The following is a 25655-nucleotide window of genomic DNA, read 5'->3' on the forward strand; positions in this document are numbered from 1 at the left end:
TTGATGGGAATCAATGACACCAAAGTATTGCACGACAGAAAAATGACCTGATCAGCACGAACCATGCTGCTGGAGTATTTCTTCCAAGGCATGGATATCCACAGGTTTTGAGAGGTAATGATTCATGCCGGCTTGTAGACACTGTTCTTTGTCACCGGTCATGGCGAAGGCCGTGAGGGCAATAATTGGAATTTGAGCAATTTTGCTATATTCCTGTTGAGAACGAATACGGCGTGTTGCCTCAAAACCGTCCATTTCCGGCATCTGTATGTCCATCAGTACACAGTCATATTCTTTGGTGAGTAAGGTCTGTAAGGCCTGACGGCCATTATGGGCAATGGTGACGCTGTGGCCGAGTTTTTCCAACACTGATCGGAGAATCTGTTGGTTAATGAGATCATCTTCTACAAGCAGGATGTGTTGCTGTGTTACATTTTTTGCATGCTTGCAGGGGGGGATCGGTTTGCTGGCTGGTGGTGCCAGGGGCGGTGCAAAGCCTGCTTCTATTTCAAAAACAACCTGCGTGCCTCTCTGGCTCCTGTTGGAAATGGTGATGGTGCCGCCCATGAGCTTGACGAGTTGTCTCACGATACTAAGACCAAGTCCCGTCCCTTTGTATTTTCTCCTGAAACTGCTTTCAAATTGAGAAAATGGTTCGAACAGTTCCTTGTCTGAATGTTGAGGCAAGCCGATGCCGGTATCGGTGACCGTGCACTGCAGAGTGGTTTTGTTCCCTTTAGGCTGATCCTTCATCTGGACATGAATGGCAATTTCGCCGTTATTGGTGAACTTGACAGCATTTCCGACGAGATTGGTAAGTATCTGGCGAAAACGGATTTGATCGGCGACAATGAGATCGGGCACTTCATCATCGATCCGGCTGACAAGGGCGATTTCCGGCGTCTTGATCATGGTCTGAAACGAGGCGATGAGGGAGTTAATGACCTCCCGGGGGGCAAATATCTCGTTTCGTATTTCTATCTTCCCGGCTTCGATTTTCGAAAAATCGAGAATATCATTTATGATTGTAAGTAGGCTTCTGCCAGACTTAAGGGCCGTGTCAACATATTGGCGCTGTTCGTCGGACAAAGCTGTCATTCCCAAGAGCTGCATTGTGCCCAAAATGCCATTCATGGGGGTGCGGATTTCATGACTCATATTTGCAAGGAACTCGGATTTGGCGCGATTGGCACGGTTGGCCTGTTCCTGGGCAGCCTCAAGTTCCAGCATGATCATTTTCCGGCTGGTAATATCTCGGGTAACTCCAATGATACCTGTAAAAATGCCGAGAGTAGACCAGAGAGGAGAGGCGATACTCTCGATCCAGATGATAGTACCATCTTTCTTGGTAAACTCCATCTCCCAGTGGATGGGCTGGTTGCGGCCTTTTTCCTGTTTGGAGGGTGTGCGCTGGAAATTTTCAAAAAGCGGTGACTCAAGAATAATCGAGCGGTAGAGAACCGGCAGGGCCTCGCTGGTTGTGTGGCCGCTCAGATTGATCATCGAAGGGCTGATAAACATTGGTTTTAAAGCGGTGTCTGTAGTCCAGATAACATCATGGACGTTATCGGCCAGCAAGCGATAAAGTCGTTCACTTTCGCGTAGATCCAATTCGGCTTTCTGGCGCTCGCTGATATCGCGGGCGACGGTAAGGATCAGTTCTTCTCCGTCGACGTTGAGCATTAGGGCATTGATCTCTACCGGAATTTGCCTGCCGTCCTTGGTGATGTGGACACTTTCAACGGTATCAGAACCTTTCTCATAGAGACGTTTGGCCCGATCGTTCATAGCCGAAGCGTAGGCGGGATGATTGATATCCCTGGGCGTCATGGTGAAGAATTCCTCTCGGCTGTAGCCAAGTCGTCGAATTGCCTCTTTGTTGACATCGGCAAAGGCGCCAAAGGTCATGTTCTCCCGGTCGGGAAGAATGACAAACATGGCGTCGGTAGCGTAATTGAAGTATTTTCGGTACCTGTTTTTGCTTTTACGCAGCAGTGTCGCGGATTGGTGCAGGGCTTCTGGGCTGTCCGATCGAATCTGGGGTGTGGCCGGTTGCGGGGATGTTGCCTGTTGCAATGCCTCTTCAAGTTCGGCGATACGTTGAAGGGCTCTCGAAAGTTGTTCTCGCAGAGGCGGCGTCTTGTGTTTGCGTATTGAAGGCATGGGTGGTTGTGACGGGCGCGAGATTGAACGTTAAGCACCTGGTCCCGAACGGTTTATGCCGGGACGAGTTCGTGTGGGCGTGCTGGCAATGGTACTGTATCGATTGAGGAGGGTCAAATGAAAAAGAAGGACTGATCGGCCCTGACAGGTTTGAAATGGCACTCTGTCATGTCTTCTTATATATGTCCTGCTGCGTTGCAAATATCTCCGGAGCCTGATATCTCAGGAAAATGGCAGCGATGATAGCCAATATAAGAAGAACGCTACCGGTGCAAATCAGGGAAAGTGAGAGGCTGGCATGGCGTGAACCGATGCCAATCATTGGTCCAAGGGCTGCGAAACCGAGACGGATCAGCAGGCTGCGAATTGAGAGGACTGTGGCCCGGATAGTCGAGTCGCAGTACATATTGGTGAGGTCTTTCAGAAGTGGGGTTGCATAGCCCCGGATAAAGTAAAAGGCTGAAAGGGTTATGAGACCCGGGATCAGTGATGTCGCGCCCAGCAGAATATATCCAGCGGGAATCAGCAGGATGATGAGAAGAATAGCCATGCTGTTGCCGATTGTGGAGATCAGTTTATGGGAATAGGCGGAGACAATGGCTACGATGAGATTCAAAATCACCCATATTGGAGTAATAGCCGTTTCATCAAGGCCCTTATGAACAAAATAGACCTGACAGGTCCAGGCCATGCAAAGGGTGGAGGTACCAATGACGGAGGAGAGCAGGATGGCTGCGCTCAGCTTGAGGTTGATGAAAAGCGATTGGTGGCAGATCCTGATGATCTGGCTGAAGGAGGGCTGTGTTGCCAGTTTTTCCCGCTGTGGTTCTACAAGCAGCAGAGATGCGGGGATGGCGATTGCGGCGATCAGGGCCTGGGCGCCATACACAGCCCGGTAGCTGATCATGGCAGCGATAAGGCCACCGCAGATGGCGGCGGTGGTTTCCGCAAGGTTGCCTAAGGCAGTGATCCTCCCTTCATACTGAAGATACCGGTTCTGGTCTCCTGTTTCGGCGAGGCTGTCGTAAAGGAGTGCGGAGTCGGAGCCGGAGATAAAACTCCCGCCAAGGCCGAGAATGATTTCCGCTATAAGAAAATGGCCGAAACTGCTGGAAACCGAATAGAGGACAAAACCGAGCGTACCGAGGACAGAGCCGAGAATAAGTGAGGTTCTGCGACCGATCATGTCGGCCATATAGCCGGATGGTATCTCCATACAGGCAACACCAAGAGAATAGATGGCCTGCAGCAGGTAGATGTCAAATTCATCAAGGCCGTTCGCGTTGTAAAAAAGAGCGACCACCGGCATGATCAGCATGAACCACTTTGATAGCTTGATCAGATAGAGGTAATAGATATTGGTGTGAAGGGATAAACGCATGTCGTACCGACAGAATGGCAAGTTGTTGGATGGTTTGGGTACGGTTCCCTGCAAGTACGCAAAACGGCTGTGGTTGTGTTCGGTAGATCAGGAAAGGATTGGAAGTAAACGAGAGGTTGCTCTCCTGTCAGGAAGCAACCCCTCGTGGTGTCGCCAGGCTGACCGCAATTAGAAGAGGTGCTCAAGTCCTGGTGCGGGGAAGGCTGAGCAGAGTTTTTTGACTTCCTCTGCAATCTCTGCATGGAGCGCTACGTTTTCCGTATCGTTTATGACCGAATCGATTTTATCACCGATGAAGATCATCTCTTTTTCAGTGAAACCGCGGCTTGTGACGGCGCATACGCCGATACGGATTCCGCTGGGGTCAAATGGTTTGCGTATATCAAAAGGAACGGCATTGTAGTTCAGGACAAGGCCCGCAGCATCAAGGGCCTTGGCGGCTTTTTTGCCAGGCACGCCCTTATTCGTCAGGTCAACCAGCATCAGATGGTTGTCTGTTCCGCCGGTGACCAATTGGAAACCTTTAGACATGAGAGTTTCAGCCAGCATTTTGGCATTTTTCAGTACCTGAGCCGTATAAGCTTTGAACTCGTCTGTTGCCGCTTCCTTCATGGCAACGGCGATTGCTGCAGTGGTGCTGTCGTGGGGACCACCCTGAATGCCTGGAAAGACGGCCTTATCGATAGCGGCAGCATGCTTTTCCTTGCAAAGGATCATGGCTCCACGTGGCCCACGCAGTGACTTATGGGTGGTTGTGGTTACAACATCAGCGTAGGGCACAGGTGAAGGATGAGATCCGCCAGCGACGAGTCCTGCGAAATGAGCCATATCTACCAACAGGATTGCTCCAACCTCGTCGGCGATTTCCCGGAATATCTTGAAATCGGGAATGCGTGGATACGCAGAGTGACCAGCGATGATCAGTTTAGGTGTACAGGCAAGGGCCGTCTCTCGGATAGTTGTGTAGTTCAGCAGCCCAGTTTCACGATCGAGGCTGTAGGATTGGGCATCGAAAAACTTGCCGGAAATGGAGACCGGTGATCCATGGGTCAAATGACCGCCATGGGGTAGGGCCATGCCGAGAATTGTGTCTCCAGGGTTAAGGAAGGCCAGGTAGACCGCGAGATTGGCGGGAGAACCCGAGTAAGGCTGGACATTGACATGCTCGGCGCCGAAAAGGTTCTTCGCACGCTCTATGGCGAGGTTTTCCACCTGGTCGATGATTTGCTGACCCTCGTAGTAACGCTTTCCGGCATAGCCCTCGGAATATTTGTTGGTCAGAACGGAACCGCTGGCCTGCAAAACGGGGGTAGAGACGTAGTTCTCAGAGGCGATAAGACGGATTTTGTCAGCCTGACGCTGCTCTTCCTGGCGGATAAGTTCGTGGATAGCCAGGTCTGATTGTTGTAATTCTTTCATTGTTGCTCCTGCTTGCTGCCGAGGAAAACTTGTGGTTCGGCTGGTAATTTCCGCATGACGTAATTGGTACGTAGCAAATATCCTGCTGTGTATGGTGCGACGGTTCCTGGTGATGGTGTCTACCAGAGACTGTTCACTGGAGAAACCGCATACAGTGGAAGATTATTGACGATACTGACCAACAGGAAAAAGGGACCTGTTGGTCAACAGGGTGCCAAATATACCCAAATTGTCCGGAATTGAACAGGGAAATTTCAGCTATTGCGAAAAGCGTAGAAAGTTTAGGTGGATAGTTTTGGTTTGTTACGCATTTGTGTTTCCAAATATCTGAATAGATAGCTGAAATGCTATAATTGGCATGGGTGCTGAAATCGTAGTAAGTCCCTTTTGTCTTTGGCGGATCCGTAATCTCTCCCCTTGATTTTTGTCAAGATGGGCAGGACAGATTCGACATCTATGAAGATCCAGGAATGCTCTTTCCTCAAATTACCATAGCGTTTTGTTTCTGCATCGTCCGATTCAGTTTTCTCCTCTTACTGGCAGGCTGAGCTTGTGGAGGTCTTTGGTCCATCCGCTCTGTCGCGTCCGAAAAGATAGCAGATCAGGGAGAAAACACCGGTCGCCACCATTAATTCGAATATCTCAGAGGCAGTAAGCGGGGTAACATGAAAGATAAAATGGAGCGGAGTGTACATGATGAGGACCTGCATCATGAGTGAAAAGATTACAGAGAACCAGAGCCAGCTGTTGGTGAGCATTCTGACCTGGTAGTTATTGCGGATTACAAAGACCAGCATCATTTCGTAGAGAACGATATAGTTGAAGACCATGGTCTGGGCTCGTTGAATTTCTATTGGGTCATTACTGTTTCCGCCGCTCAGCAGAAATAAGCCAAGACCGATGAGTGAGCCGGAGAATCCGAGGGCGATGAGGAGCCGCAGTCGTTTGGATGGCAGGATGCCTTCGCTGATTGGAATTGGGGGGCGTTGCATGATGTTTTTGCCGTAGGGATCGACGGCGTAAGCCAGGGCCGGGGCACCATCGGTGATGAGATTGACCCACAGCAGCAGCAGTGCAGTGAGTGGCAGGTTGAAGCCCAGTAGTACCGCCAAAAGAATGATCAATACCTCCATGAGGTTGCCGGAAAGGAGCAGCATGATAGATTTCTGAATATTTTCGTAGATGCCCCGCCCCTCTTCGACTCCAGCAACTATCGAGGAGAACGAATCATCGAGGAGAACAAAATCAGAGGCTTCACGAGCCACATCCGTACCGCTGCCGACGGCAATCCCGATATCGGCACTTTTTAGAGCCGGGGCGTCATTTACGCCATCACCGGTCATGGCGACAATGTGGCCCTGCTCCTGCAATGCTTTTACGATTCGTTGTTTGTGTTCGGGTATGACCCGGGCAAAGATATTGGTGCGGGTAATTGTTTGCGAAAATTCTTCGTCGGTCATCAGGTTAATCTTTTCGCCGGTCAGCATCTCTCCATCGATGCCAATCTCTTTGGCAATAGCTTTTGCTGTTTCCCGGTGATCCCCAGTGATCATGATAACCCTGATATGGGCAGATCGTGCCTTTCTGATCGCATCGATCACATCATCGCGAGGGGGATCGATCATGGCCTGGAGGCCGATGAAGGTAAGGCGTTCTTCCTGGGTATCATCTGGGGAGTCTGCTTCCCTATAGGCAAAAGCCATTACCCGCAAGGCCTGCGATCCGAGATGCTGATTAGCTTTGAGAATGATGCTGCGATATGTATCATCAAGAGGATGAATTTCGGAGCCGATCTGGACATCGGTGCAGTGGTTGAGTAGTTGGTCAGGTGCGCCTTTCGTGCAGAGCAGGGTGTGATCATCTTCCTGCACAACCACGCTCATCAGTTTGCGGCTCGAATCAAAAGGGCGCTCATGGATTCGTTTGCCGTTATGGCTGACCCCGGCAATTTCTGCAGCCTGAAACAAAGCAATTTCTGTGGGGTTTCCACCTTTTCCAGCTGCAAAATCTGCCTTGCTGTTATTACAGGCGATGCCGATGGTGAAAAGCAGTCTCAGATCCTGATTGATTGACGTCCTATGTTTGATGTCGTCGTGGTTGAAATCGAATTCGCCTCCAAGCGTCCATGCCCGTTGAACGGTCATCTGGTTTTTAGTGAGGGTGCCGGTCTTGTCCGAACATATCACATCGCAGCAGCCCAAAGTCTCAACGGAGCTTAGGCGTCTGACCAGCATGTTTTTGACCAGCAGCCTTCTGGTACCAATAGAGAGAGCGATGGTAACAACCGCTGGCAGGGCAGTGGGTACGGCAGCGACCGCCAGGCTGATGGCGATAAAGGCAAATTCCAGAAAAGCCGAAACATGAATGGTGGTTTGCTGGAGGTAGTAGCGGCCAAGGCAGAGGCAGAACACGAGAATACAAATGGCGATGATAACCAGACCGAGATTTTTACCGAATCTGTCGAGGCGTTGTTGCAGTGGTGTTTTTTCTTCTTCCGCCGAGGCGACGAGCTGGGAGATTCGCCCGATTTCCGTTTCCATGCCGCAGGCGGTCACCACTGCTATGCCTCTGCCTCCGACCACAGAAGTTGCGGAAAAGACCATATTACTTTGATCTGCCGGGCCGGGTTCGCCCGCAATTTTCGTCAGCTGTTTGCGAACCGGCTCGCTTTCTCCTGTGAGAGCAGATTCTTCGATCTGTAACTCAATAACACTAATCAGACGTGCATCTGCCGGAATCTTATCTCCGTTTTCAAGATGGATAATATCGCCATAGACCAGTTCGGCTGCGTCAATAATGGCAGTGATACCATTGCGGGTGACTTTTGCTTCAATAGTTACCAGTTTTTTAAGGGCTTCCAGTGAGCGATTGGCTCTCAGTTCTTGGAAAAAACCGATGAGTCCGTTCATGAGCAGAATTGCCAGGATGACAAGAGAGTCGGTATATTCACCTATGATAACTGAGAAGATTACAGCGATAAGTAACAGGTAGATAATGAAATTGGTGAACTGCGCGAGCAGTATCTTCCAGGCAGGAACCGGTGGGCGAACCTTCAGTCGGTTGTATCCTTTTTCTTGCTGGCGGAGATTCACCTCGTGATCGGTGAGGCCGCTCAGTCTGGTTTTCAGGTGGCAGAGAGTTTCCTCAACTGAGAGCTGAAAATAGACGGGCATGTTTTTTTCCTCTTGATATGGCCGGCAAGACCATTTTTTTGTGTTGTTACAAAGACCGGCAGCTTCGCTACATAATCACGATGCAACTGATAGAATAAAAAAAATCAGGTTTCTTCCTATTAAAAGTATTACCTTGAAATCCTCGGAATGCAAAGTTGTTCCGGTGTTAATGTGTCAGGCCTGGCGGTCTGTTTGAAAATGAAGACAAATACGAGGATACAAACGATGCACGTAATTATAGATCTCTGTGTGGTGCCACTTGGTGTTGGAGTCTCTGTTTCCCAGTATGTGGTGGCTTGTGAGCAGATCATAAGAGAGGCGGGTCTGAAGAGCGCTCTCCACGCTTACGGAACCAATATCGAGGGGGAGTGGGATGTGGTTATGGCGGCTGTAAAAAAATGCCACGAAACCATTCACGCGATGGGGGCACCCCGTATCACTACTACCATCAAGCTGGGAACCCGGATCGACAGACATCAGACCATGGCAGATAAGGTGAAGAGTGTTGAAGATAAAATGTCCTAACGAAGGTTCATCCAGGAATGAGCATTCATTCACAGAGCGGGCTGAGGATACGAAGTCTTCAAGAAGAACCCGTTGAGTGAAATTGTCTTTACACTGGCTGTTGATATAACCCATTCATTACATGTTATGAATGATGTTGCAGAAAATGTGAATATTTTCTGCAACATCTGTTGTCGTCAAGATCTAGCTCCATCATAATAGCAGGTGCGAATGGACAGCAGCTCGCTATGTCCTTCGGCGATGTCATGAAGGATGCGCAATATCTCCGGTTCGAGAAACACCTGAAGTGGTTGCTCTACCAAGGCCATGTCGGGGAAGGCCGCTGCAAGTTTTTGGTCCCAGATTCCGGCGTAACGGAGCAGGTCGTCCGGGTATACTACCGATCGTTCACTACCTTCGGCTGAGGCCGTAAACGGTTCGATAATGTTGAGATAGCCGTAATCGTCAGTAATCTCCTCACCTTCATCGATATCGCGGATGGCAACTTCGAAGTTGTAAGGGGTGAGGCAGCAGTTGGCGTTGAAGCTGTGGTTGATGTAGCGGCCGTTATCCCAACAGAAAACATACTCGCCGCGGTTATTGCGAAAGGAGTATTTCATTAAAATGTCGTGATAACGGGAATCCTGGCGGGCCATTTCATCCTGGGGGATCACGCGGTCGAGGTGGTCGAGAGTCCAGGTTATAGTACCTCGCGGGATCGGTCGGGTGGCCACGAGCCCGTAGCCTTTTTCAGCATCAATATATTTGACGGCGGTATGTGGGTGAATCATTGGGCTGTATCCTTTGGGAATATTTCTTTTCTCATGCACAGGGCGTTGCAGCCGTCTTCGTAATAGCCTGGTTTCTCTCCGTGCCGTTGGAAACCGGTTCTCTCATACAGCTTGATGGCGCCAATGTTCTGTTCGCAAACTTCAAGTGTTACATAGCGAAGGGTGTTTTCCCTCGCGAATTGTTCAGCAAAAGAGACAAGCTCTCTGCCATAACCGAGATGCCGGGCCCAGGTGCTGATGCCGATCGAATAAATCCTGAGGTTCTGGCTGCGGCGCCGTCGGAGCAGAATAAGATAGCCGGCCAGTTTGCCCTCCTGTTCAATCTTGACCGCAACACTGTTGGCCCGGGTCAGGAGGTAGCGGAACTGGCGACGGGGGATCCGGTCTGAAGTGAACAGCTCATGCTCAAGAGCGACGAGCGCATCAAGATCGGAGAGGGTAGCCGGGAGGATCAGGGCCATATGCTTTTCGTTATGACCTGCTTTTGTGGCTCAATCGTTCGGCAAATTCGCGGAGGATGATCCGGTACAGCTCGTTGCCGAGAATCTTATCCTCAATGCCGTGATCGATGGAGGGGTTGTCGTTCACCTCGATGACTACCGCGTTACCGTCAACCAGCTTGATATCGACGCCGTACAGTCCTTTGCCGACGAGGGCCGAAACTTTGGCTGCCACCTTGGTCACCTGCTTGGGAACAGTGTGGACAGGGACGGTCTCTACCTTGCCGGAGCGGGTAGAACTGCCAGCCTTGTGATGGTAAATCTGCCAGTGACCACGGGCCATGAAATATTTACAGGCATAGATGCAGTCGCCGTTCAGCATCCCAATCCGCCAGTCGAACTCGGTGGGCAGGAACTCCTGGGCGAGCAGGATCGAGCTGCGTTGGAACAGGGCGGCGAGCAGATCGTCGTAGTCCTGTTTGTTGCTGACCTTACTGACACCCACGGAAAATGAGCCGTCAGGAATCTTGATAACCATGGTTGGGCCAAGTTCCGTAGATAGCTCTTCATAGTCGGGTGGGCTCATGCGAAACAACAGCCTAGATTTTGGCGATGGAACCCCAGAATGGTCTTGCAGTTCTTTTAAGAACACCTTGTTGGTACAACGGATGATCGAAGACGGGTCGTCGATGACCACCATGTCCGCCTGCTTCGCTGCTTGGGCCAGCCGATAGGTTACATGGTTGACGGCAGTGGTTTGCCGAATAAAAAGGGCGTCAAATTCCATCAGCCGTGATGAATCGTGCTCGGTGATGAGCTCGGCATTGATATTCATCTTTTTTGCTTCGCTGATAAAGAGATTGAGCGCCGTCTTATTGCTAGGTGGAAAAACTTCGTCAGGATCGTGGAGGATAGCGAGGTCGTAACGGGCCGCCTTTTTGCTGCGGGGCTGGCGCCAGATTTTCCGGTTAAAACTATCGAGGCTGTCGGCAAAGAGATCTTGCTGGCGATCGTTCAATTCATCCAAGGTGAGTGGGCGGATACGGGTTATCTGGGCTTGCTGGGTGCCACTGAATGTGACCCGCAAGATTGGTGCCGGGTACTGATCAAAAATAAAACGGGCCACCCGTTCGAGTTTCGGGTCCTGGCATTTGCCGAAGAAAACATCGAGATGAAATTCTCCGTTTTCCGAATCAGCCGGGAGGTTGTCATGACATCGACAAAGACGGAGCAGAGTGTTGTCCAGCTTGACCGGAGTGCTGCTGTCGAGCCTGTTGAGTGTCTCAATACTGGGTATGACTTTGTGCTTGCGGGCCTGGGCGAGCAGTGAGCAGTAGTATCCGAGCGAATGGTAGGAGAGGTCGGAGCAGAGGTTGATGACAAGATTCGTCTGCAGGGCCTGTTCTTTACTTTGCAGATACTCGAGGGCGGTGATAACGCTCTCGGTCTGGTAATAGGGGGCCCATTGACTGTTGGTGTCGATAATGATGAGAACTGAATTCATAGTATGCTCTGATTTGTCCGGGTCTGGTATATCCCATCACCCTATGCTGGAACTAGCCGGTAGGTAATTTCATGAACCGGCAGCTAGCGGGAGTGGAGTCGGTATGCCGTTGCCTGAAGAGCGTTCCTCCAATGGATTCTAGGTAATGTTGGTGAAATCGGTATATTCGGCCCTCGGCCTGATCAGCCTGTTGTTGCTCAACTGCTCAAGGATATGGCAGGTCTAGCCCACGGTCCGATGTAATGCAAAAATAGGAGTGAACAGTTCCCGTGGCAACCCCATGGCGTTATACAACGAGGTGATGTGGAGGTCAACATTTGGATATGCTCAACATCGGGATATACTTTATTCCATTCAAGAGTATACGTTGATTTTTTTGGGGTACATTTTGTAATGTGCTGATTATTATACGATTCTCTAGTGTTTATTGTAAACCGTTGTAAAATTGAGATCTGCTCGCCCTTCCATCGATACAAACGTTGCCTGAATTCAGGATTTTTCATCTTGTTGGCTTTTTTTCGGATCACGGTTTTGGCTTTGTCTATGGTAAATCTCCTCACATGCCATAATTATTTGACGAGATAACCTATTATTCAAAATCGATGCAAAAAGTCGAACTTCAGAAAGAGACGTAAGCATAACACAGGAAATTGCACTATATGGACAAGTTGATTACCAAAAAAAAACTTCCCTCTCTGGTGGATACCCATTGTCATCTCGATATAGAGCGCTACTTCCCTGACTTTGAAGTAACCTTGGATCGATCACGTATTGCCGGTGTTACAGATCTGGTTATTGCTGGTGTCGATCGAGATGGCTGGCAGCGGATTGTGGAATTGAGCCGTCGCTATGTCGGAGTACATGCTGCGCCTGGAATGCATCCCATGTATCTTGAAAATCATCGGCCAGGAGATCTTGAAACCCTGGCGCAACTGGTACAAACGGAAAACGTAGTTGCCCTGGGAGAAGTTGGACTGGATTATCATATTGATAATGCAGATCGTAGCGCCCAGCAGAAACTCTTTGAAGCACAGATTGATCTTGCTGCCGCCTCTCACCTGCCGCTCTTGCTGCATGTACGAAAGGCCCATGATCAGGTTCTGGCAACGCTCAGGCGCAAGCGGTTTGCCGAAGGCGGGATTGTTCATGCTTTTAATGGAAGCCATCAGCAGGCTCTTCAATTTGTCAATCTTGGCTTTGTAATCGGTATTTGCGGCACCATTACGTACGACCGAGCCAGGAAAATACGTAGGGTTGCAGCAGAATTACCGTTGGAGTCATTGGTACTTGAAACCGATGCTCCAGATATCCCGCCTGCAAGCCACTGGAGGGAGTGGAACTCTCCGGAATATCTTCCTGAGATTCTAGAAGCTCTCGCGACGATCAGGTCTGAGAACGTTTTCGATATTGCCGGGCAGACGACCATAAACGCTCGTCGAGTGCTCGGACTTGGCTGAACTGAGTGACAATTCTTCCGAGTGTATTGCACATTTTTGGTTTGCAGTTTAAAGAAATCACAAAGTTTATTTGTAATGGTGCGAAGTTGGTGTCATCACCTGTTTCTCGTCGGTAAACTCCCAAAACCAGTTGTCATTCCTTTGCTTATGGGGTATACGTTTGATAGGAGTTCGTGGGTCTGTCTTTGCTACTGTCGTCGATACAGTGGGCTGTTGTTGCAACTTCGCTGCAATCCTCATTTTTTGTCTATCATCTTAATGCCTTCTGTTATGTTCTGACGATTGGCAAATCGATCGCCGTGTAATATATGGATGAAATCATTTTTTTCATCTGTGGTATGCCGGGTGGTAAGCGGATATCTATGTCCATTTTTTCCTGTATTATAAAGAGCATTGGCATATGACCAGTTCCTGGTGATCAGATTCGGTTGCCTGGGGTTTTGGGGCAGCGAGAATGAAGCGGCGTAAAAACGATGCTATATTGTCACATTATGTATATATATATGTAGGGGAAGTAGTTCGAAGAGTAGTTTCTATTCTTCGACGTGATTTATAGGGGATAATAATATGAGAATGCAACAACATGTAGTGGCAGCAAATGATGCTCGTCAGAGACTGCGGGTATATTGCGATGCTGAAGTCGAGGTGGTAACCGGTGACCGTCGGGTGGCCAGAGGGCAGATGCGCGATGTCGGCCTTAACAGCCTCTATCTTTTTGTCGATGAGACCAATGAAACATTTCTCATCGAAGGTGAGCCTGTCAGGGTGCGAATAGGCATGAAGCGAGATGGCAGTAACCTGACAATTGAACTGGAAGGTTGTGTCTCCAGGATGGATGATTTTGGCTTTGTCGTACAGTTTTCCAAATCCCTGCGATGGTGGCCTGTCTTTATTATCTTTCCCGACCAGAAAGAACATTAACGGCTGAAAAGCTGGAGTGATCGAGTATGGTGCCTGGGAAAGAACTTGCTGCCGGCATGAGAATGCCCGGTGGCAGAAAGGTTTTTCTGCGTTTGCAGAAAAACCTTATCTGTCTTGAAAAGGGCCGATACGACGTACTGGAAGATGACGGCTTTGTAAACGGTCTGGCCGGCTATCTCTTTGATCTGTATCGGTTTCAATACTACGATTTTGCCCATTCCATTTTACATATCTTAGGCAATTGCAGCGTCTGTCCTACAACGCTCTACCGGGAGAAGGCCCTGTTTGTTCTCTCTCTTTTTGCCGAAAACGCCTTGAAAGACGACAACGATCAGGCTGTGCAGACGCTCTCCTGGATTTTTTCCCGCTGGCTGAAGCAGGAACAGGAATATCTTGGTTGCTTTGAATATGTCTGTAATCAGATCCAGCTGCTGTTAAAGCGAATGCTGTCCCGAGGTTTGTACTGTCAGGTGCTGCTTTGGCTGCAGCTCTTTAAGAGTATCTCGAAAAAAGAGGTGCAGCGCTCTTCTGCCATACAAGCGGTGGTGAGTAGAATGCACGACACTCTTGCTGGGCAGCTGAGAAAACATAATCCAAAAAAATTAGGAAATCTTGAACCTGCCGCAGAAGAGCTTGAGTGTTTATTGAACTATCAGGCCGATAACAGCGCCCAGACCATGGTGGATGAATTATATCGTTCACCCGACAAGGAGCGGCGCCTCGCACTCATTGAGAGACTGTCGCGACTTGAGGACGATGTCGCCTTTATTCTTATCGAAAAACTTGGTGTTAACGCTCCATGGTACGCGATTAGAAATGCGGTACAGATTATTTCCAGACTGAAAACCGTTCGTCATTTTCATCTGATAAAATCATTTCTCGAGTATCCGGATGCTCGCGTTCAGCAGCAGGTTATCGCTTTTATCTCTCGGCTTGATCGGGAACGGGCTCTCGAACAGTTGTTGCGTGGGCTTGAGGTGTGCGATGATTCACTGAAATTTCAGCTTATCCAGAGACTATCGGTCACCGGTCAGAAAGCTGCGGAAAAAGGACTACTTCGGTTATTGGAAGGCCGAGATGAACTCGACCAGAAGATCCGTGAGGATATAGTATTGCTGCTGTGTTCCGAGCTAAGTCATTTCCCGTCCGATCAGGTTGTTGAGGCGCTGCAGCAACTGGTCGAAGAGCGGAAAAATAGCAAAATGAGTAATGACCCTGTCCTGATCAGGGCTCAGCAAACCCTCAAAATGCTCTCTTCTTTTTGAATAGTTCAACTTCTTGACGTTCTTGTATAATTAGTAGAAGGCCGAGCTTTCTTCACTTCGAAGAATTCTACCCAATTTTTGCTTTAACGTGTAAATTTCAATCGTGATTCCTCCGAATGGATCCAGGAATGTCGAGTTCATCGTAGCGTTCAAGCGTTTGCCATACAGCTTCCTTTTTTGAAGGCTGAAGAATATAGAGTACATTTTGTTGGGAGAATTCAATGATCCGGAATGCAGAGCATGAATACAAGAAAACAGTCTGTCCACTTGATTGTCCAGACAGCTGTGGAATGATTGCCAAGGTCGAACACGGTAAGGTCGTCTCGTTGGCCGGAGATCCCGAGCACCCTGTGACCAACGGCTATATATGTCGGAAGATGCGTAATTATCCTGAACGACTCTACAACCAAGAACGGATAGTATATCCACAGGTACGCGTTGGGAAAAAAGGTGAGGGGAGGTTTCAGCGAATAACCTGGGATGAGGCTTTGCACATCTTTGCCGAAAAGATAAAAGATGTTAGCGCCCGTTATGGGGGCGAGGCTATTCTCCCGTACCAGTATGCTGGCAATATGGGCGTATTGAACCGTAATGCCGGTTACGCTCTTTATCATAAAATAGGTGCAAGCAGGCTGAATGAGACTATTTGCTCGGCAGCAGCCGGAGCAGGTTGGGACATGCACCTTCAGGGTGTGCCAGGAAGCCCTCCGGAGTTGGCAAGGGATGCAGATCTCATCGTAGCTTGGGGTATCAACCTTAAAGTGACGAATATCCATTTCTGGCAATATGTGGTCGCTGCTAGAAAAAGAGGGGCCAGGTTGCTGGTGATCGATCCCTATCAAGGCGAGACAGCAAAAGCTGCCGATGAGTATCTGCAGGTAAAGCCGGGCGGCGATGGCGCCCTGGCTCTTGGCGTAATAAAGGCGATGCTGGAGAAAGAGCATGTCGATAGGAATATGCTCGCACGGGAGACCACCGGTTTTGCAGCTCTCGAGAGCTATCTCAGCTGCACATCCTGGGAGGAGTTTGGGCGACTTAGCGGTGTATCGCGCGAGAGAATCGAGGCGCTTGCCGGGCTACTGTACCAACATCCCAAGACCTTCATCCGGATCGGTATCGGTCTTAGTCGAAACAGTTGCGGTGGCATGAGTGTTCGGGCAATCGTCTCTCTGGCTGCCGCTTTAGGACTGTTTAATGGCGGATCGGGCCGGGGAGTGCTTCTTACCTCCAGAGCGTTTGTTGGCGATACGGCAAAGTTACGATTTCCAGAACTGTTGGCGAAGCCGACCCGGATGATCAATATGGCTCATCTCGGCCATGCCCTCACCGCGTTGACACCTCCAGTACGCCTTTTTATCGTATATAGTTGCAACCCTTTGAGCGTTGCCCCTGATGCATCGATGGTCAGACATGGTCTGTCCCGGGATGATCTGTTTACCGTTGTTCATGAACAGGTGATGACCCCGACCGCTCGCTATGCTGATCTTTTACTGCCTGCGACCACATTTCTCGAAAATACCGATCTGTACACAGGCTACGGGCATTTTGAAATGGCGGTTGTCAAGCCGGTCATTGAACCAGTAGGTGAGGCCAAAAGTAATTTTGATCTTTTTCAAGAAATTGCCAGCCGACTAGGCTTCACCGATGTACCATTTCGGCAGAGCTCCGAGGAACGGATCGCATCCTATATAGCAACCCTGAAGGGTCTTCCTGAAGATTTTACTTACGATGAAGGTCTGGTTGCTACAGGATGGATAACCTCGACCAGAAAACGGTTAGAGGAGTCAATTAGGGGCCGATGGCAGAAGCCATTTCGTTTTGTCAGCCATTCCTCCGAGGAAAATCCCCAGGTGCCGCCCATTGCCTGCCTTATGGAGCCTTGTGAACAGGGCGACGTTGAGTTGATCGCAAGACTACCATTTGCTCTGATCACTCCGCCCCATCCTGACCTGCTCAATTCCACCTTTGGAGAGCGCTACAAAGGAGAATTCGGAACGGTACTTGTCCATCCCGATGATGCCCGTTCGCTCTCGATCAACGATGGAGACAATGTGAAAATTATCAATCTTCGGGGGTGGTCGGTTCGAGTGGCACGGGTGACTGAAGATACCTGCAAAGGATTGCTTGTTGCCACAGGTCTGTTCTGGGAAAGCGATGCTTCCTCCTCAGGGATCAACGATCTCACCTCCCAGAAAACCACAGATATTGGGGATGGGCCTACCTATCATGAAAGCAGAGTTTCCATGGTGCGGCTGTGAGCTATATTTGTCCTGTTGTTTCACGGACGGATGAAATGGTATTGAAGGCTTAGGGGGAATAGTGATGATCCCGTTCGGAAGCCATTGCCTTTCCCATTTATCGTAATCTGTTGATGTAATCATCTCCAACTCCTCACAGATAGGGGTATGATGCAGTAGTTGTCTGTGTGCTTGACGATTCTACTTCCAGCGTATAGCGTTGTCTCAACGGAAACTTACAAGATTTTTTTTGCCATGAGGCAATGAGATGGATAAGAACCAAAAAGAAATAGATGAAAGCTGGGAAGTTCAGCCGGGCAAGGTGGTGTTGAAAACACCGGTGGTCACGATTAATGCAGGACCGGTGAGATGTAAGCGAAGCGGTAGGGAAAAAGAGTTTTTTCTTTTTGACTTCCCGGATTGGGTCAATATCGTTGCAATAACGTCTGAGCAACAGATAGTGCTTATTCGGCAGTTTCGGTATGGTACCAAAAAAATGGAAATTGAAATACCGGGTGGCATGGTTAATCCCGGTGAGAATCCTCTTGCTGCTGGCTGTCGTGAACTCTTGGAGGAGACCGGTTATGCCGGGAATTCAGCTCGAATTATCGGTAAAGTTTGTCCCAACCCGGCGATTCAGCGAAATGCCTGTTATACTGTGCTGGTTGAAGATGTGAAGAAGGTTGCAGACCCTGCTTTGGATGATATGGAAGATATCGAATGCCTACTCTATTCAGAAGCAGACGTGCGGCAGCTCATCAAAACTGGAGAAATCGATCATGGTCTGGTTTTGAATGCTTTGATGTTTTACGATGACTTGAAAGGTTAGGAGAAAAAGGCAAATTTTCTATTTTTGCATATTTTAACCTCAAATAGAAAGCATCACTGTTTGACGTGTCATGAATGAAAATCATTTTGTCCTTCATTGAAAAACCTTGTTAAATAAAAGTATTGCCGTCTTGACAACAAGCTGTGAATCGCCGGATGAGTCGTGCAACCTGTAAAATTGCCCTGTGTGTGTCCCTTTTACCTCACAGACCTTTTGAGAGCCTGTCGCGATTTGACATGGTTCGACCTCTAACTTGGTAAAGTAACAAAATAAACAATGAGTTATGATGCTTATAATTTGAGCAGGGAGTATGTCGACGAGCTCTGGCTACGTATGGAGAGACTACTGGAATCAGCATCTCCTGCGGAAATGATGGACAATATTCTCCAGAATGTTGGGGTGATGCCTACTCGTGAGCATCTTGCGATGATCATGGACGGCGCATTTTGGACAAGTTTTTCCAGAGATGAAGGCAATGAGGTTACTGTCTCGATTATCTTTACCGAGGCGGCAAGATCATTTGACACCTTTTTCTTTGACGAACCGATCCCCTTTGATGTGCGAAATCTGGTCAAGTTGGGAGCTGCGCTGGAAAATCCGCGTGCAGATATCGGGGTCTGGCCCGATGAAGATGGACAATTGCAAATCTGGGGCTTTAAAACCCGTTCAGAAAATGTTCTCATAGCTAATCTCTGGATTCAAGCCTTGGGCCCGGGGCAAATTCTGGTCACTTTCGGCGGTAAGAGTATTGGAGCGTTGATCAGTAACCAGGCTGTTTTTGTCGATCATGCCAATCTGATGCGTGCGGTTATGCCGAGGCTTTCTCTTTCCCAGGAAGAGCGGACGAACAAGATGCTCAAAATGGTCCGCTACACCTCGCTACTCACAACAGCTCGAGCCATGCGAGGCCATGGCCGTGGCGGAACTCTTCTTGTTGTACCTGATCCAGAGGGATGGCGGCGATCGATTGATGCCCCTGTGCCGTACACCGGTGGCGCCAGTTTTCTCGAAAGCGATTATGATGTTTCGCAAAAGCCAACATTACTCGCACCGATAACGGATTTTTTCTCTGCTCTGATCAAGAAGAAAGAGTCGAGCCAACGGGATAAGCTCTCACGAATGAAAGCACAGGTAGACCAGCAATGCCAACACATTGCCCGATTGACGGCCGTTGACGGTGCTTTAGCGATGACATTTGACCGTTTTGTTTTCTGTTTTGGTGCAAAGATAATTGCGGCTGAAGGCCAGGATGTGCCGGCTTCACTCAGGGTTGTCAGGCCCGTTGAGGGCGACACTGGGAGGATTGTCAGTCTGACCGATATTGGTGGCACCCGCCACCAATCTGCCGCGATATTTGCCCACGCCCAGCCCGGGGCAGTGGCTGTGGTGGCCTCGCAGGATGGCGGGGTGACATTTTTCACTACCGATTCGGAGAATGGTGAGCTTTTCGCTGTCCAGCAAGCCGAATTGGCGGTAATGCATGAAGGGCTTGGGGCGGCGTATTGGAATTATTTCAGAGTAGCTGAGATGGATTTGCTCTAGGTTGCAATTCAAAATGAACTGAGAGCTGGTTAACTATGAGGAGAACATTCATGACGTGGTTGCGTGTGCTCATACCGTTATTGACGATATTGATGGCGTCCTGCTCGAACTCTGATGAACAGAAAGTGCAGGAGGAAACAGCGCAGGAGAGGATAGGGCGTGAGGCGGCAGAGCAGATCAAGTCTACCTTGCAGAGCGCTGAAAATGCCCGTGAGTTACAAAATCAGCACACCCAGCAGATCGAAGAAGCTGTGCAGCAGAACTCCAAAGAGCAATAACTGCTTTTATGCATTAAAAAACATCTGCGAACTGTGGTGGCAAAAAGGGAGGCCGGTAGTACCGACCTCCCTTTTTGCGTTTTCACATTAAAGTCCTTTTCGGCTACGAAACGTTGTTTTTTTTCTTCCTGACAAATGAAGTATTGACATGGGGTGAAAATTCGCATATTGATACCGTATCAATACAGTATAGATATGGTGAATGATATGTATGAAATTGACAGAGAGCTTGATGTACCCTTATACGTCCAGATTCGCGACAACATCGTAGCTGCAATGAGTGCAGGTCGGCTGAAGCCTGGGGACAGGCTGCCTTCAGTATGCAGCCTCGCTAAAGAGATTGGCGTTACTCAGGCAACTATACGACGAGCGCTGCAGGATCTGGTGGATGCGGGCCATACCGAATGTCATGTCGGGCGGGGGACCTTTATCCGCGACGCCAGTGCAGGCTGTGAGGCAACTGCCTGTACGTATACCGGAACCCTTGAGGAGATTGATGACGAATCTGGGCGTAACTCCATGCGTGGAGATATGCGTGAGCATGCAGCCAGGCGTCTGCGAAGGAGTGTCAGTAAGGCGTTGTACGATATTATGCCGTTGGCCCATAAGCCTGGGATAATAGCCATGACCAAAGGGACTCCTGATGAAAAAATGATACCCGAAGGGTTTTTAGAGGAGCTCTGCCAGTTGACCTTGGAGCGGGGCGCTGCACGTTATGTGCAGGCCACTGATCCAATTGGGTTAGCTGACTTGCGAGAAGAGATCGCTAGAAGAGCCAGCCGTGATGGTTCCAAAGTTACTCCAGATATGGTGATGATAACGAACGGGGTCATGCAGGCGATCACTTTAGTTGCCCAGCATTATATGGAATCACGACCGGAAGTTATCTGTGAGACACCTTGTTTTCAGGGTGTTTCAAACTCTTTTGCGGCAATGGGGCATTGGGTTGAGACGGTCCGGCGCGATGACAATGGGCCGATGGTTGATCAACTTGAACGGTTTTCTACCCAGGCAAACCGGTTGCTCTATCTTTGTCCCTATGCGCACAACCCAATGGGCACCAACCTGAGTCCTGACCGTTCTGCATATCTGGTGGAATGGGCCAGGAAAACGGGGAGCGTGCTGATTGTTGATGAAATTTTCAGGGAGCTGCAGTTTAGCGGGGAAGGTCATCCCAGCCTGATAAGACAACTTGGCGGTGAACAGACGATTGTGGTCAATTCGTTGTCAAAATCCATTATGAGCGGTCTCCGGATTGGTTGGATAATTACCTCGCCCCGGCGAATTCAGGAACTGGCTCAATTGAAGAAGTTGATGGACCACTCTGCCCCCACGTTTATGCAGGGTATGGCGTTTTCGCTGTTGCGCTCCGGCAAATTTGAAACGCATACTCAGCAGATGGTTGAATGTTACAAACGTAGAATGAATACCATGCTGAAGTCTTTGCAGAAGATGATGCCTGCCGGAGTACGCTGGTCTCAACCGGACGGTGGCTTCTCCATATTACTAGAGTTGCCGACCGGATACTCAAGTGTAGCCTTGTTGTTTAGTGCCATTGATATGGGAGTCTCCTTTCTGCCCGGACCGCTGTTTGACATCGATTAACGTTATGTGAATGGACTTCGGCTTTCAACCGCCTGGTCAGATGAGCATGAGATCAAGGAAGGAGTTGAACTGCTGGCCAGCAGTATCGAAAAATTTTTAGCAATGCCGCCATGTGATACCGGTTTGAGCGGCATGGGCGGATTTCAATAAGGCCTGTTATGGAAAAAGCATACCACATTACCAAGATGACACGGGCTGACCGGGAGCAGGTCATGGCAATATTCAATTATTATATTGAGCACTCGTTTGCCGCATATCTCGAAGAGCCATTGCCACTTGAGGCCTATGACAGAATGCTTGAGGCTGCTGCAGGTTATCCGACGGGATTACTCCGTGATGCGACCAATACTGTTTTAGGCTTTGGAATGCTTCGTCCCCATAAACCAATCCCCACCTTTCGGCATACTGCTGAGGTGATGTATTTCCTGCATTCAGAATACAGGGAGAGGGGATTGGGTAAAATGATGCTGCAATATCTTGAATCAGAAGGTCATAAGCAGGGCATTACGACTCTGCTCGCCCACATCTCTTCACGTAACCCGCAAAGCCTCCAATTTCATGCCAGAAACGGTTTTCGCCAGTGCGGACGTTTTGAAGCAGTGGGAAGAAAAAACAACGAATCGTTTGATACGGTCTGGATGCAAAAAATGCTCTGATGAGCCGGCATCTATGAATGTGAAAATAAAAAACTGAGAAAATGGTACAGAAAAATGAATCCGCAAGTCATAGAATTGATGCTTAGAGAAAAGCGTGAAGACATGCTTCGCGAAGCGGAGCGACAACGACTTATTACCTTGTACGAAGAGGGACAGCCTCAAATAGACAGTAAAATTGCTGTTGTCGTTGGCGATATTTTGATTCGGCTGGGGGAACGACTAAAAAAACGTTATGGTCTGAAGGTGGAGATACCGACCACCTCTTTATAAATTTCTGGTGCTACATGTTGATCTGCAGGATGTGATTATGGAAAGTTCTAGGAGGTTATAAAGTACTTCATGATAACTGCGAGTTGACTTCAGTGTGGTGTTTATGTCAGACTTGAATGAAACGGCGAGTGGGAAAATCGATCTTGCCTTTATCTGGGCTAAAAAAATTCCCACAGGTCTCTGCCACGGATGGTAGGGTAGAGACGTTATCTGAAAATGCAATATAAACGGAACTTCGTAAGATCACATGCCTGTATCAATTCTCATTGTTGATGATCATCCGGTCATCTGTCACGGCTTGACGCGGATCCTTGAAAAACAAGGTGACATGGTCATTATTGGCGAAGCGGGTGACTGGAAAAGTGCACTTGAGGCGGTAAAACTGCATCAGCCTGATGTGGTAATCCTCGATATAACCCTGCAGGGTATCGATGGTGTCTCCCTGATTAACAGGATGAAAGAGAATGGCGTAAAAACCAGAATTATCATGTACACCATGCATAATAGTCGTGACTATATTACCCGGGCATTTCAGGCTGGTGCCCTTGGGTATATCTTGAAAAGCGATAAAATGGAACAGTTGGTGACAGCCATCAGGGAGGTCATGAATGGAAAGGTTTATCTGAGCAACAGCCTGTCAGAGACGATCATGACCGATTTGCTGGGGGGGCGAAATATCGCAGAGATAAGTGGAACGTCATCACTTACGCCCAGAGAGTATGAAGTGGCTTCACTTGTGTCGCAGGGATTAAGCATTGAACAGATCGGTGAGACATTGTTTATCAGCCCGCAAACTGTACGCGTCCACCGAACGAGAATTATGCATAAGCTTTCCTGTAGCGGTGTGCATGAATTGCTGTTGAAATTGCGCGAGTATTTCCCTCAATAATATATATTGTCCTTATATTTCGGGATAATCCCCTCTCAGCCATCACGTTCCGATCTCAATGCAGGCGGTCTCTTTGAGGGGGGTGGTCTGTAAAATGAGGTGATGGAGCAATCCTTCCTTTTGAATAATCAATGAATATATGATATGACTAAAAAAAAGTAGGTGGAATCCTATCATCGTTAACAACGAATTACGGGAGGTGACTATGACACGGGCAAGCACGTCGTCAGTATATGATCTGAACGGACAAATTCATTTTCTTGGTCGGATCTACACTTTCCTTGGCTGGCTGGGCCTGATCGGGTCTGGCTTTCTGCTTTTCGCACTTTTCTCATCGCAAACGACGCCAGCGGGTGGTACCCAGACGGGATTATTTGGCATCTCACCTCATCTTTCAGTATTCCTGCTCATCTGCTGGTCTATTCTGCTTCTCAATTTTTCCAAGGACATTACCGGACCACGAAAGTGGTCAACAGGTATTGCTGGTGTGGTTATCGCCGCCATGAACCTCATTTCTGTTCCAGTTGGAACGGCAGTTGGGCTTTATACCCTGTGGGTTCTGTTCCAGTATCGGCGTATCCAATAGTTTGACGGGATAAAGGATGGCTGTGTAGTCCTTGCAGCAACATGGCAGAGCTGATGTAGCTGTTGCTGCAGTATAGCTCGTTGAGAGACATCGTCTGACATGATTGTTCGTCATCCTGAGAAACTCATTGCCTGTGCCTGCAGGACAGGGTAATACGCTGCGTGTACAATAAAGTTACAGAACATTAACAGCTCACAACCACCTTTTGCGGGAAGTAGAGCCTTCAGTACAATACATCATAGGACAGTGAGGAATTATGATCAATCGAGCAGCAGTTATTGTGCGCCTGAAAAAACCTTTCATTAACTGGATTAATACGGTCGATCCGTATGATAAACGATCCAGTGTCACCCTTGAGGAGGCCAATGAAGACAGAACTGTCTACCTGATTGATGATGCTGAGGCTGAGCATGTGGATGAGTGGGTAGATCTCAATTTCATGCAACTCTTTGAGTGCGAGCTTGAGGACTGGTATCAGGATGAGTCGCTCTGGCCAGAGAAGATAGACAAAGACCTTTTTGACGCTTGGTGCGAAATCGAGTGTCATACCGTGGTCATTGATACCGTCGGTGGAGAGATGAGCGAAAGCGATATCTGAAGCGTTTCAATAGATTGAAAAAGAATGAAAATATTTGACCTCACCCATCCCATCCAATCCGGGATGCCGGTTTTTCCAGGGACGGAATCACCCGAGATATTGACTGCTTGTACTGTGGAGGAGCATGGATTTCTAGAGAAGAAAATCAACATGTACTCCCATACGGGAACCCATATCGATGCTCCGGCCCATATGCTGGCAGATGGGTTTACCCTTGATCAGTTTTCTGTCGAAAAGTTCATAGGCCGGGCCTGCATTTACCGCCATACGACTCGGTCCACCAGAATCGCCATAGAACATCTGCAAGACCTGACTGATCAACTCCATGCTGCTGACTTTTTACTGATAGGTACGGGCTGGGATCGGTATTGGGGGCAACCCGAGTACTTTGCAGATTTTCCTGTTTTGGACTCTGCAACCGCGAAATGGCTGCTCCAATTTCAATTGAAAGGAATTGGACTTGATGTCATTTCAGCCGATGCCATGGATTCTCAGGAATTTCCTGTTCACTTCACCTTGCTCGGTCATGGTCTGGTGATTATCGAAAATCTCACCAATATTACGATGCTGCCTGATGGAATCTGTAGCTTTCAATGTTTCCCCCTCAAGCTAAGGGATGCCGACGGCTCCCCAGTAAGAGCTGTTGTGATAGTGGAGTGAGCATCTACCGGATGAGAGGGGTGAGGAGTAAGGGGTGAAGTGTAAGGCGAAGGAGGTGAGGGCAGTTTTCTGGTGAAAATGTGCCACATTTTCACCCCTCACGCTTCACTACTCAGCCTGGTTCTGCATTTATCTCAGGATAAAACAAAACGCCCCGATCAGAGTGATCTGATCGGGGCGTTTGTATAAAGAATCGGCGGTGACCTACTCTCCCACACGGCTTCCCATGCAGTACCATCGGCGCTGAAGAGCTTAACTTCCGTGTTCGGAATGGGAACGGGTGGATCCTCTTCGCTATGACCGCCGAAAATCTCGGCTGTGAGGTGTAAGGGGTGAGGGGGAAGGGGACTCGAGTTTCGCGCCGGAGGCGCCAAACTGTACACTCCTTACTCCTATCACCTAACTCCTCACTATCAATAAAAAAGATAATCGAATAGTAGAGTAATCAGTAGTCAGTGTTAATCAAAAAAATGTGGATAAGCCTCAC

Annotated in this window: 23 protein-coding genes, 1 rRNA gene and 1 pseudogene; 16 read left to right on the plus strand and 9 right to left on the minus strand. The window is 48.9% G+C overall.

Features of this window, described 5'->3' with window-relative positions:
• Positions 1-51 precede the first annotated feature (51 nt).
• The 4 genes from BUF15_RS12560 to BUF15_RS12575 form a co-directional block, all read right to left on the minus strand.
• On the minus strand, positions 52-2163 hold the full coding sequence (locus BUF15_RS12560; RefSeq protein ID WP_073613837.1) for a PAS domain-containing hybrid sensor histidine kinase/response regulator: 2112 nt from the start codon (positions 2161-2163) through the stop codon (positions 52-54).
• Between the two features lie 166 nt (positions 2164-2329).
• Positions 2330-3544 (minus strand): MFS transporter, encoded by a 1215-nt coding sequence (locus BUF15_RS12565; RefSeq protein ID WP_073613838.1) that lies wholly within the window; start codon positions 3542-3544, stop codon positions 2330-2332.
• A 168-nt stretch (positions 3545-3712) separates the two neighbouring features.
• Entirely contained in the window at positions 3713-4963 is a 1251-nt protein-coding gene (locus BUF15_RS12570) for a serine hydroxymethyltransferase (RefSeq protein WP_073613839.1), read from the minus strand.
• Between the two features lie 533 nt (positions 4964-5496).
• Positions 5497-8136, minus strand: a complete 2640-nt coding sequence (locus tag BUF15_RS12575) for a cation-translocating P-type ATPase (RefSeq protein WP_073613840.1) — start codon at positions 8134-8136, stop codon at positions 5497-5499.
• A gap of 225 nt (positions 8137-8361) precedes the next feature.
• On the opposite strand from BUF15_RS12575, the gene BUF15_RS12580 reads away from it, so the two are divergent.
• The gene (locus BUF15_RS12580; protein ID WP_073613841.1) at positions 8362-8661 is read left to right on the plus strand and encodes an MTH1187 family thiamine-binding protein; all 300 of its coding nucleotides are present in this window, start codon (positions 8362-8364) and stop codon (positions 8659-8661) included.
• 176 nt (positions 8662-8837) lie between these two features.
• Here the strand turns inward: BUF15_RS12580 and BUF15_RS12585 are convergent, their stop codons facing one another.
• From BUF15_RS12585 to BUF15_RS28345, 4 genes and pseudogenes are all read right to left on the minus strand, one after another.
• Positions 8838-9431, minus strand: a complete 594-nt coding sequence (locus tag BUF15_RS12585; protein WP_073613842.1) for an SET domain-containing protein — start codon at positions 9429-9431, stop codon at positions 8838-8840.
• Positions 9428-9892 (minus strand): GNAT family N-acetyltransferase, encoded by a 465-nt coding sequence (locus BUF15_RS12590; protein WP_073613843.1) that lies wholly within the window; start codon positions 9890-9892, stop codon positions 9428-9430. The genes BUF15_RS12585 and BUF15_RS12590 overlap by 4 nt, the downstream gene beginning before the upstream one ends.
• A gap of 10 nt (positions 9893-9902) precedes the next feature.
• Positions 9903-11375 (minus strand): RimK family protein, encoded by a 1473-nt coding sequence (locus BUF15_RS12595; protein ID WP_073613844.1) that lies wholly within the window; start codon positions 11373-11375, stop codon positions 9903-9905.
• Between the two features lie 138 nt (positions 11376-11513).
• Positions 11514-11696 (minus strand): annotated as a pseudogene (locus BUF15_RS28345) (citrate/2-methylcitrate synthase); the annotation flags it as partial.
• A gap of 338 nt (positions 11697-12034) precedes the next feature.
• Here BUF15_RS28345 and BUF15_RS12605 point away from each other — a divergent pair.
• The 15 genes from BUF15_RS12605 to BUF15_RS12670 all read left to right on the plus strand — a co-directional run bounded on the left by BUF15_RS12605 (position 12035) and on the right by BUF15_RS12670 (position 25168).
• Positions 12035-12832: a TatD family hydrolase gene (locus tag BUF15_RS12605; RefSeq protein WP_073613845.1), complete on the plus strand. Its 798-nt coding sequence runs from the start codon at positions 12035-12037 to the stop codon at positions 12830-12832.
• A gap of 567 nt (positions 12833-13399) precedes the next feature.
• Positions 13400-13753 (plus strand): hypothetical protein, encoded by a 354-nt coding sequence (locus BUF15_RS12610; RefSeq protein ID WP_073613846.1) that lies wholly within the window; start codon positions 13400-13402, stop codon positions 13751-13753.
• Positions 13754-13779: 26 nt separating this feature from the next.
• Entirely contained in the window at positions 13780-15018 is a 1239-nt protein-coding gene (locus BUF15_RS12615; RefSeq protein WP_073613847.1) for a HEAT repeat domain-containing protein, read from the plus strand.
• Positions 15019-15239: 221 nt separating this feature from the next.
• Positions 15240-17276, plus strand: a complete 2037-nt coding sequence (locus BUF15_RS12620) for a molybdopterin-containing oxidoreductase family protein (protein WP_073613848.1) — start codon at positions 15240-15242, stop codon at positions 17274-17276.
• 247 nt (positions 17277-17523) lie between these two features.
• Positions 17524-18084, plus strand: a complete 561-nt coding sequence (locus tag BUF15_RS12625) for an NUDIX hydrolase (RefSeq protein WP_073613849.1) — start codon at positions 17524-17526, stop codon at positions 18082-18084.
• A gap of 276 nt (positions 18085-18360) precedes the next feature.
• Positions 18361-19626: a putative sensor domain DACNV-containing protein gene (locus BUF15_RS12630; RefSeq protein WP_143170712.1), complete on the plus strand. Its 1266-nt coding sequence runs from the start codon at positions 18361-18363 to the stop codon at positions 19624-19626.
• 50 nt (positions 19627-19676) lie between these two features.
• On the plus strand, positions 19677-19904 hold the full coding sequence (locus BUF15_RS12635; protein WP_073613851.1) for a hypothetical protein: 228 nt from the start codon (positions 19677-19679) through the stop codon (positions 19902-19904).
• A 207-nt stretch (positions 19905-20111) separates the two neighbouring features.
• The gene (locus BUF15_RS12640) at positions 20112-21509 is read left to right on the plus strand and encodes an aminotransferase-like domain-containing protein (RefSeq protein ID WP_073613852.1); all 1398 of its coding nucleotides are present in this window, start codon (positions 20112-20114) and stop codon (positions 21507-21509) included.
• A 6-nt stretch (positions 21510-21515) separates the two neighbouring features.
• Positions 21516-21659, plus strand: coding sequence for a hypothetical protein (locus BUF15_RS27125; RefSeq protein WP_159441293.1), 144 nt, complete (start codon positions 21516-21518; stop codon positions 21657-21659).
• A gap of 8 nt (positions 21660-21667) precedes the next feature.
• Positions 21668-22165: a GNAT family N-acetyltransferase gene (locus BUF15_RS12645; RefSeq protein ID WP_073613853.1), complete on the plus strand. Its 498-nt coding sequence runs from the start codon at positions 21668-21670 to the stop codon at positions 22163-22165.
• 54 nt (positions 22166-22219) lie between these two features.
• The gene (locus BUF15_RS12650) at positions 22220-22435 is read left to right on the plus strand and encodes a hypothetical protein (RefSeq protein WP_073613854.1); all 216 of its coding nucleotides are present in this window, start codon (positions 22220-22222) and stop codon (positions 22433-22435) included.
• A gap of 247 nt (positions 22436-22682) precedes the next feature.
• Entirely contained in the window at positions 22683-23324 is a 642-nt protein-coding gene (locus tag BUF15_RS12655) for a response regulator (RefSeq protein WP_073613855.1), read from the plus strand.
• Between the two features lie 205 nt (positions 23325-23529).
• Positions 23530-23910 carry a hypothetical protein gene (locus tag BUF15_RS12660; RefSeq protein ID WP_073613856.1) on the plus strand — a complete coding sequence of 127 codons (381 nt, stop codon included), beginning with the start codon at positions 23530-23532 and terminating at the stop codon, positions 23908-23910.
• A gap of 256 nt (positions 23911-24166) precedes the next feature.
• Positions 24167-24508, plus strand: coding sequence for a hypothetical protein (locus tag BUF15_RS12665; RefSeq protein WP_073613857.1), 342 nt, complete (start codon positions 24167-24169; stop codon positions 24506-24508).
• Between the two features lie 24 nt (positions 24509-24532).
• On the plus strand, positions 24533-25168 hold the full coding sequence (locus tag BUF15_RS12670; RefSeq protein ID WP_073613858.1) for a cyclase family protein: 636 nt from the start codon (positions 24533-24535) through the stop codon (positions 25166-25168).
• 191 nt (positions 25169-25359) lie between these two features.
• Here BUF15_RS12670 and rrf read toward each other — a convergent pair.
• Positions 25360-25476: ribosomal RNA gene (gene rrf / locus BUF15_RS12675) — 5S ribosomal RNA — on the minus strand.
• Between the last annotated feature and the right edge of the window lie 179 nt (positions 25477-25655).

It is taken from the genome of Desulfopila aestuarii DSM 18488 (assembly GCF_900143695.1).
In the GTDB taxonomy this organism is placed as follows: domain Bacteria; phylum Desulfobacterota; class Desulfobulbia; order Desulfobulbales; family Desulfocapsaceae; genus Desulfopila; species Desulfopila aestuarii.

Coding starts and splice junctions, on each gene's coding strand:
- BUF15_RS12665 (WP_073613857.1), top strand. CDS start 24,167: ATGATCAATCGAGCAGCAGTTATTGTGCGCCTGAAAAAACCTTTCATT.
- BUF15_RS12645 (WP_073613853.1), top strand. CDS start 21,668: ATGGAAAAAGCATACCACATTACCAAGATGACACGGGCTGACCGGGAG.
- BUF15_RS12570 (WP_073613839.1), bottom strand. CDS start 4,963: ATGAAAGAATTACAACAATCAGACCTGGCTATCCACGAACTTATCCGC.
- BUF15_RS12660 (WP_073613856.1), top strand. CDS start 23,530: ATGACACGGGCAAGCACGTCGTCAGTATATGATCTGAACGGACAAATT.
- BUF15_RS12560 (WP_073613837.1), bottom strand. CDS start 2,163: ATGCCTTCAATACGCAAACACAAGACGCCGCCTCTGCGAGAACAACTT.
- BUF15_RS12580 (WP_073613841.1), top strand. CDS start 8,362: ATGCACGTAATTATAGATCTCTGTGTGGTGCCACTTGGTGTTGGAGTC.
- BUF15_RS12625 (WP_073613849.1), top strand. CDS start 17,524: ATGGATAAGAACCAAAAAGAAATAGATGAAAGCTGGGAAGTTCAGCCG.
- BUF15_RS12585 (WP_073613842.1), bottom strand. CDS start 9,431: ATGATTCACCCACATACCGCCGTCAAATATATTGATGCTGAAAAAGGC.
- BUF15_RS12575 (WP_073613840.1), bottom strand. CDS start 8,136: ATGCCCGTCTATTTTCAGCTCTCAGTTGAGGAAACTCTCTGCCACCTG.
- BUF15_RS12615 (WP_073613847.1), top strand. CDS start 13,780: ATGGTGCCTGGGAAAGAACTTGCTGCCGGCATGAGAATGCCCGGTGGC.
- BUF15_RS12640 (WP_073613852.1), top strand. CDS start 20,112: ATGTATGAAATTGACAGAGAGCTTGATGTACCCTTATACGTCCAGATT.
- BUF15_RS12655 (WP_073613855.1), top strand. CDS start 22,683: ATGCCTGTATCAATTCTCATTGTTGATGATCATCCGGTCATCTGTCAC.
- BUF15_RS12610 (WP_073613846.1), top strand. CDS start 13,400: ATGAGAATGCAACAACATGTAGTGGCAGCAAATGATGCTCGTCAGAGA.
- BUF15_RS12565 (WP_073613838.1), bottom strand. CDS start 3,544: ATGCGTTTATCCCTTCACACCAATATCTATTACCTCTATCTGATCAAG.
- BUF15_RS12630 (WP_143170712.1), top strand. CDS start 18,361: ATGAGTTATGATGCTTATAATTTGAGCAGGGAGTATGTCGACGAGCTC.
- BUF15_RS12635 (WP_073613851.1), top strand. CDS start 19,677: ATGACGTGGTTGCGTGTGCTCATACCGTTATTGACGATATTGATGGCG.
- BUF15_RS12670 (WP_073613858.1), top strand. CDS start 24,533: ATGAAAATATTTGACCTCACCCATCCCATCCAATCCGGGATGCCGGTT.
- BUF15_RS12620 (WP_073613848.1), top strand. CDS start 15,240: ATGATCCGGAATGCAGAGCATGAATACAAGAAAACAGTCTGTCCACTT.
- BUF15_RS12590 (WP_073613843.1), bottom strand. CDS start 9,892: ATGGCCCTGATCCTCCCGGCTACCCTCTCCGATCTTGATGCGCTCGTC.
- BUF15_RS12595 (WP_073613844.1), bottom strand. CDS start 11,375: ATGAATTCAGTTCTCATCATTATCGACACCAACAGTCAATGGGCCCCC.
- BUF15_RS12650 (WP_073613854.1), top strand. CDS start 22,220: ATGAATCCGCAAGTCATAGAATTGATGCTTAGAGAAAAGCGTGAAGAC.
- BUF15_RS12605 (WP_073613845.1), top strand. CDS start 12,035: ATGGACAAGTTGATTACCAAAAAAAAACTTCCCTCTCTGGTGGATACC.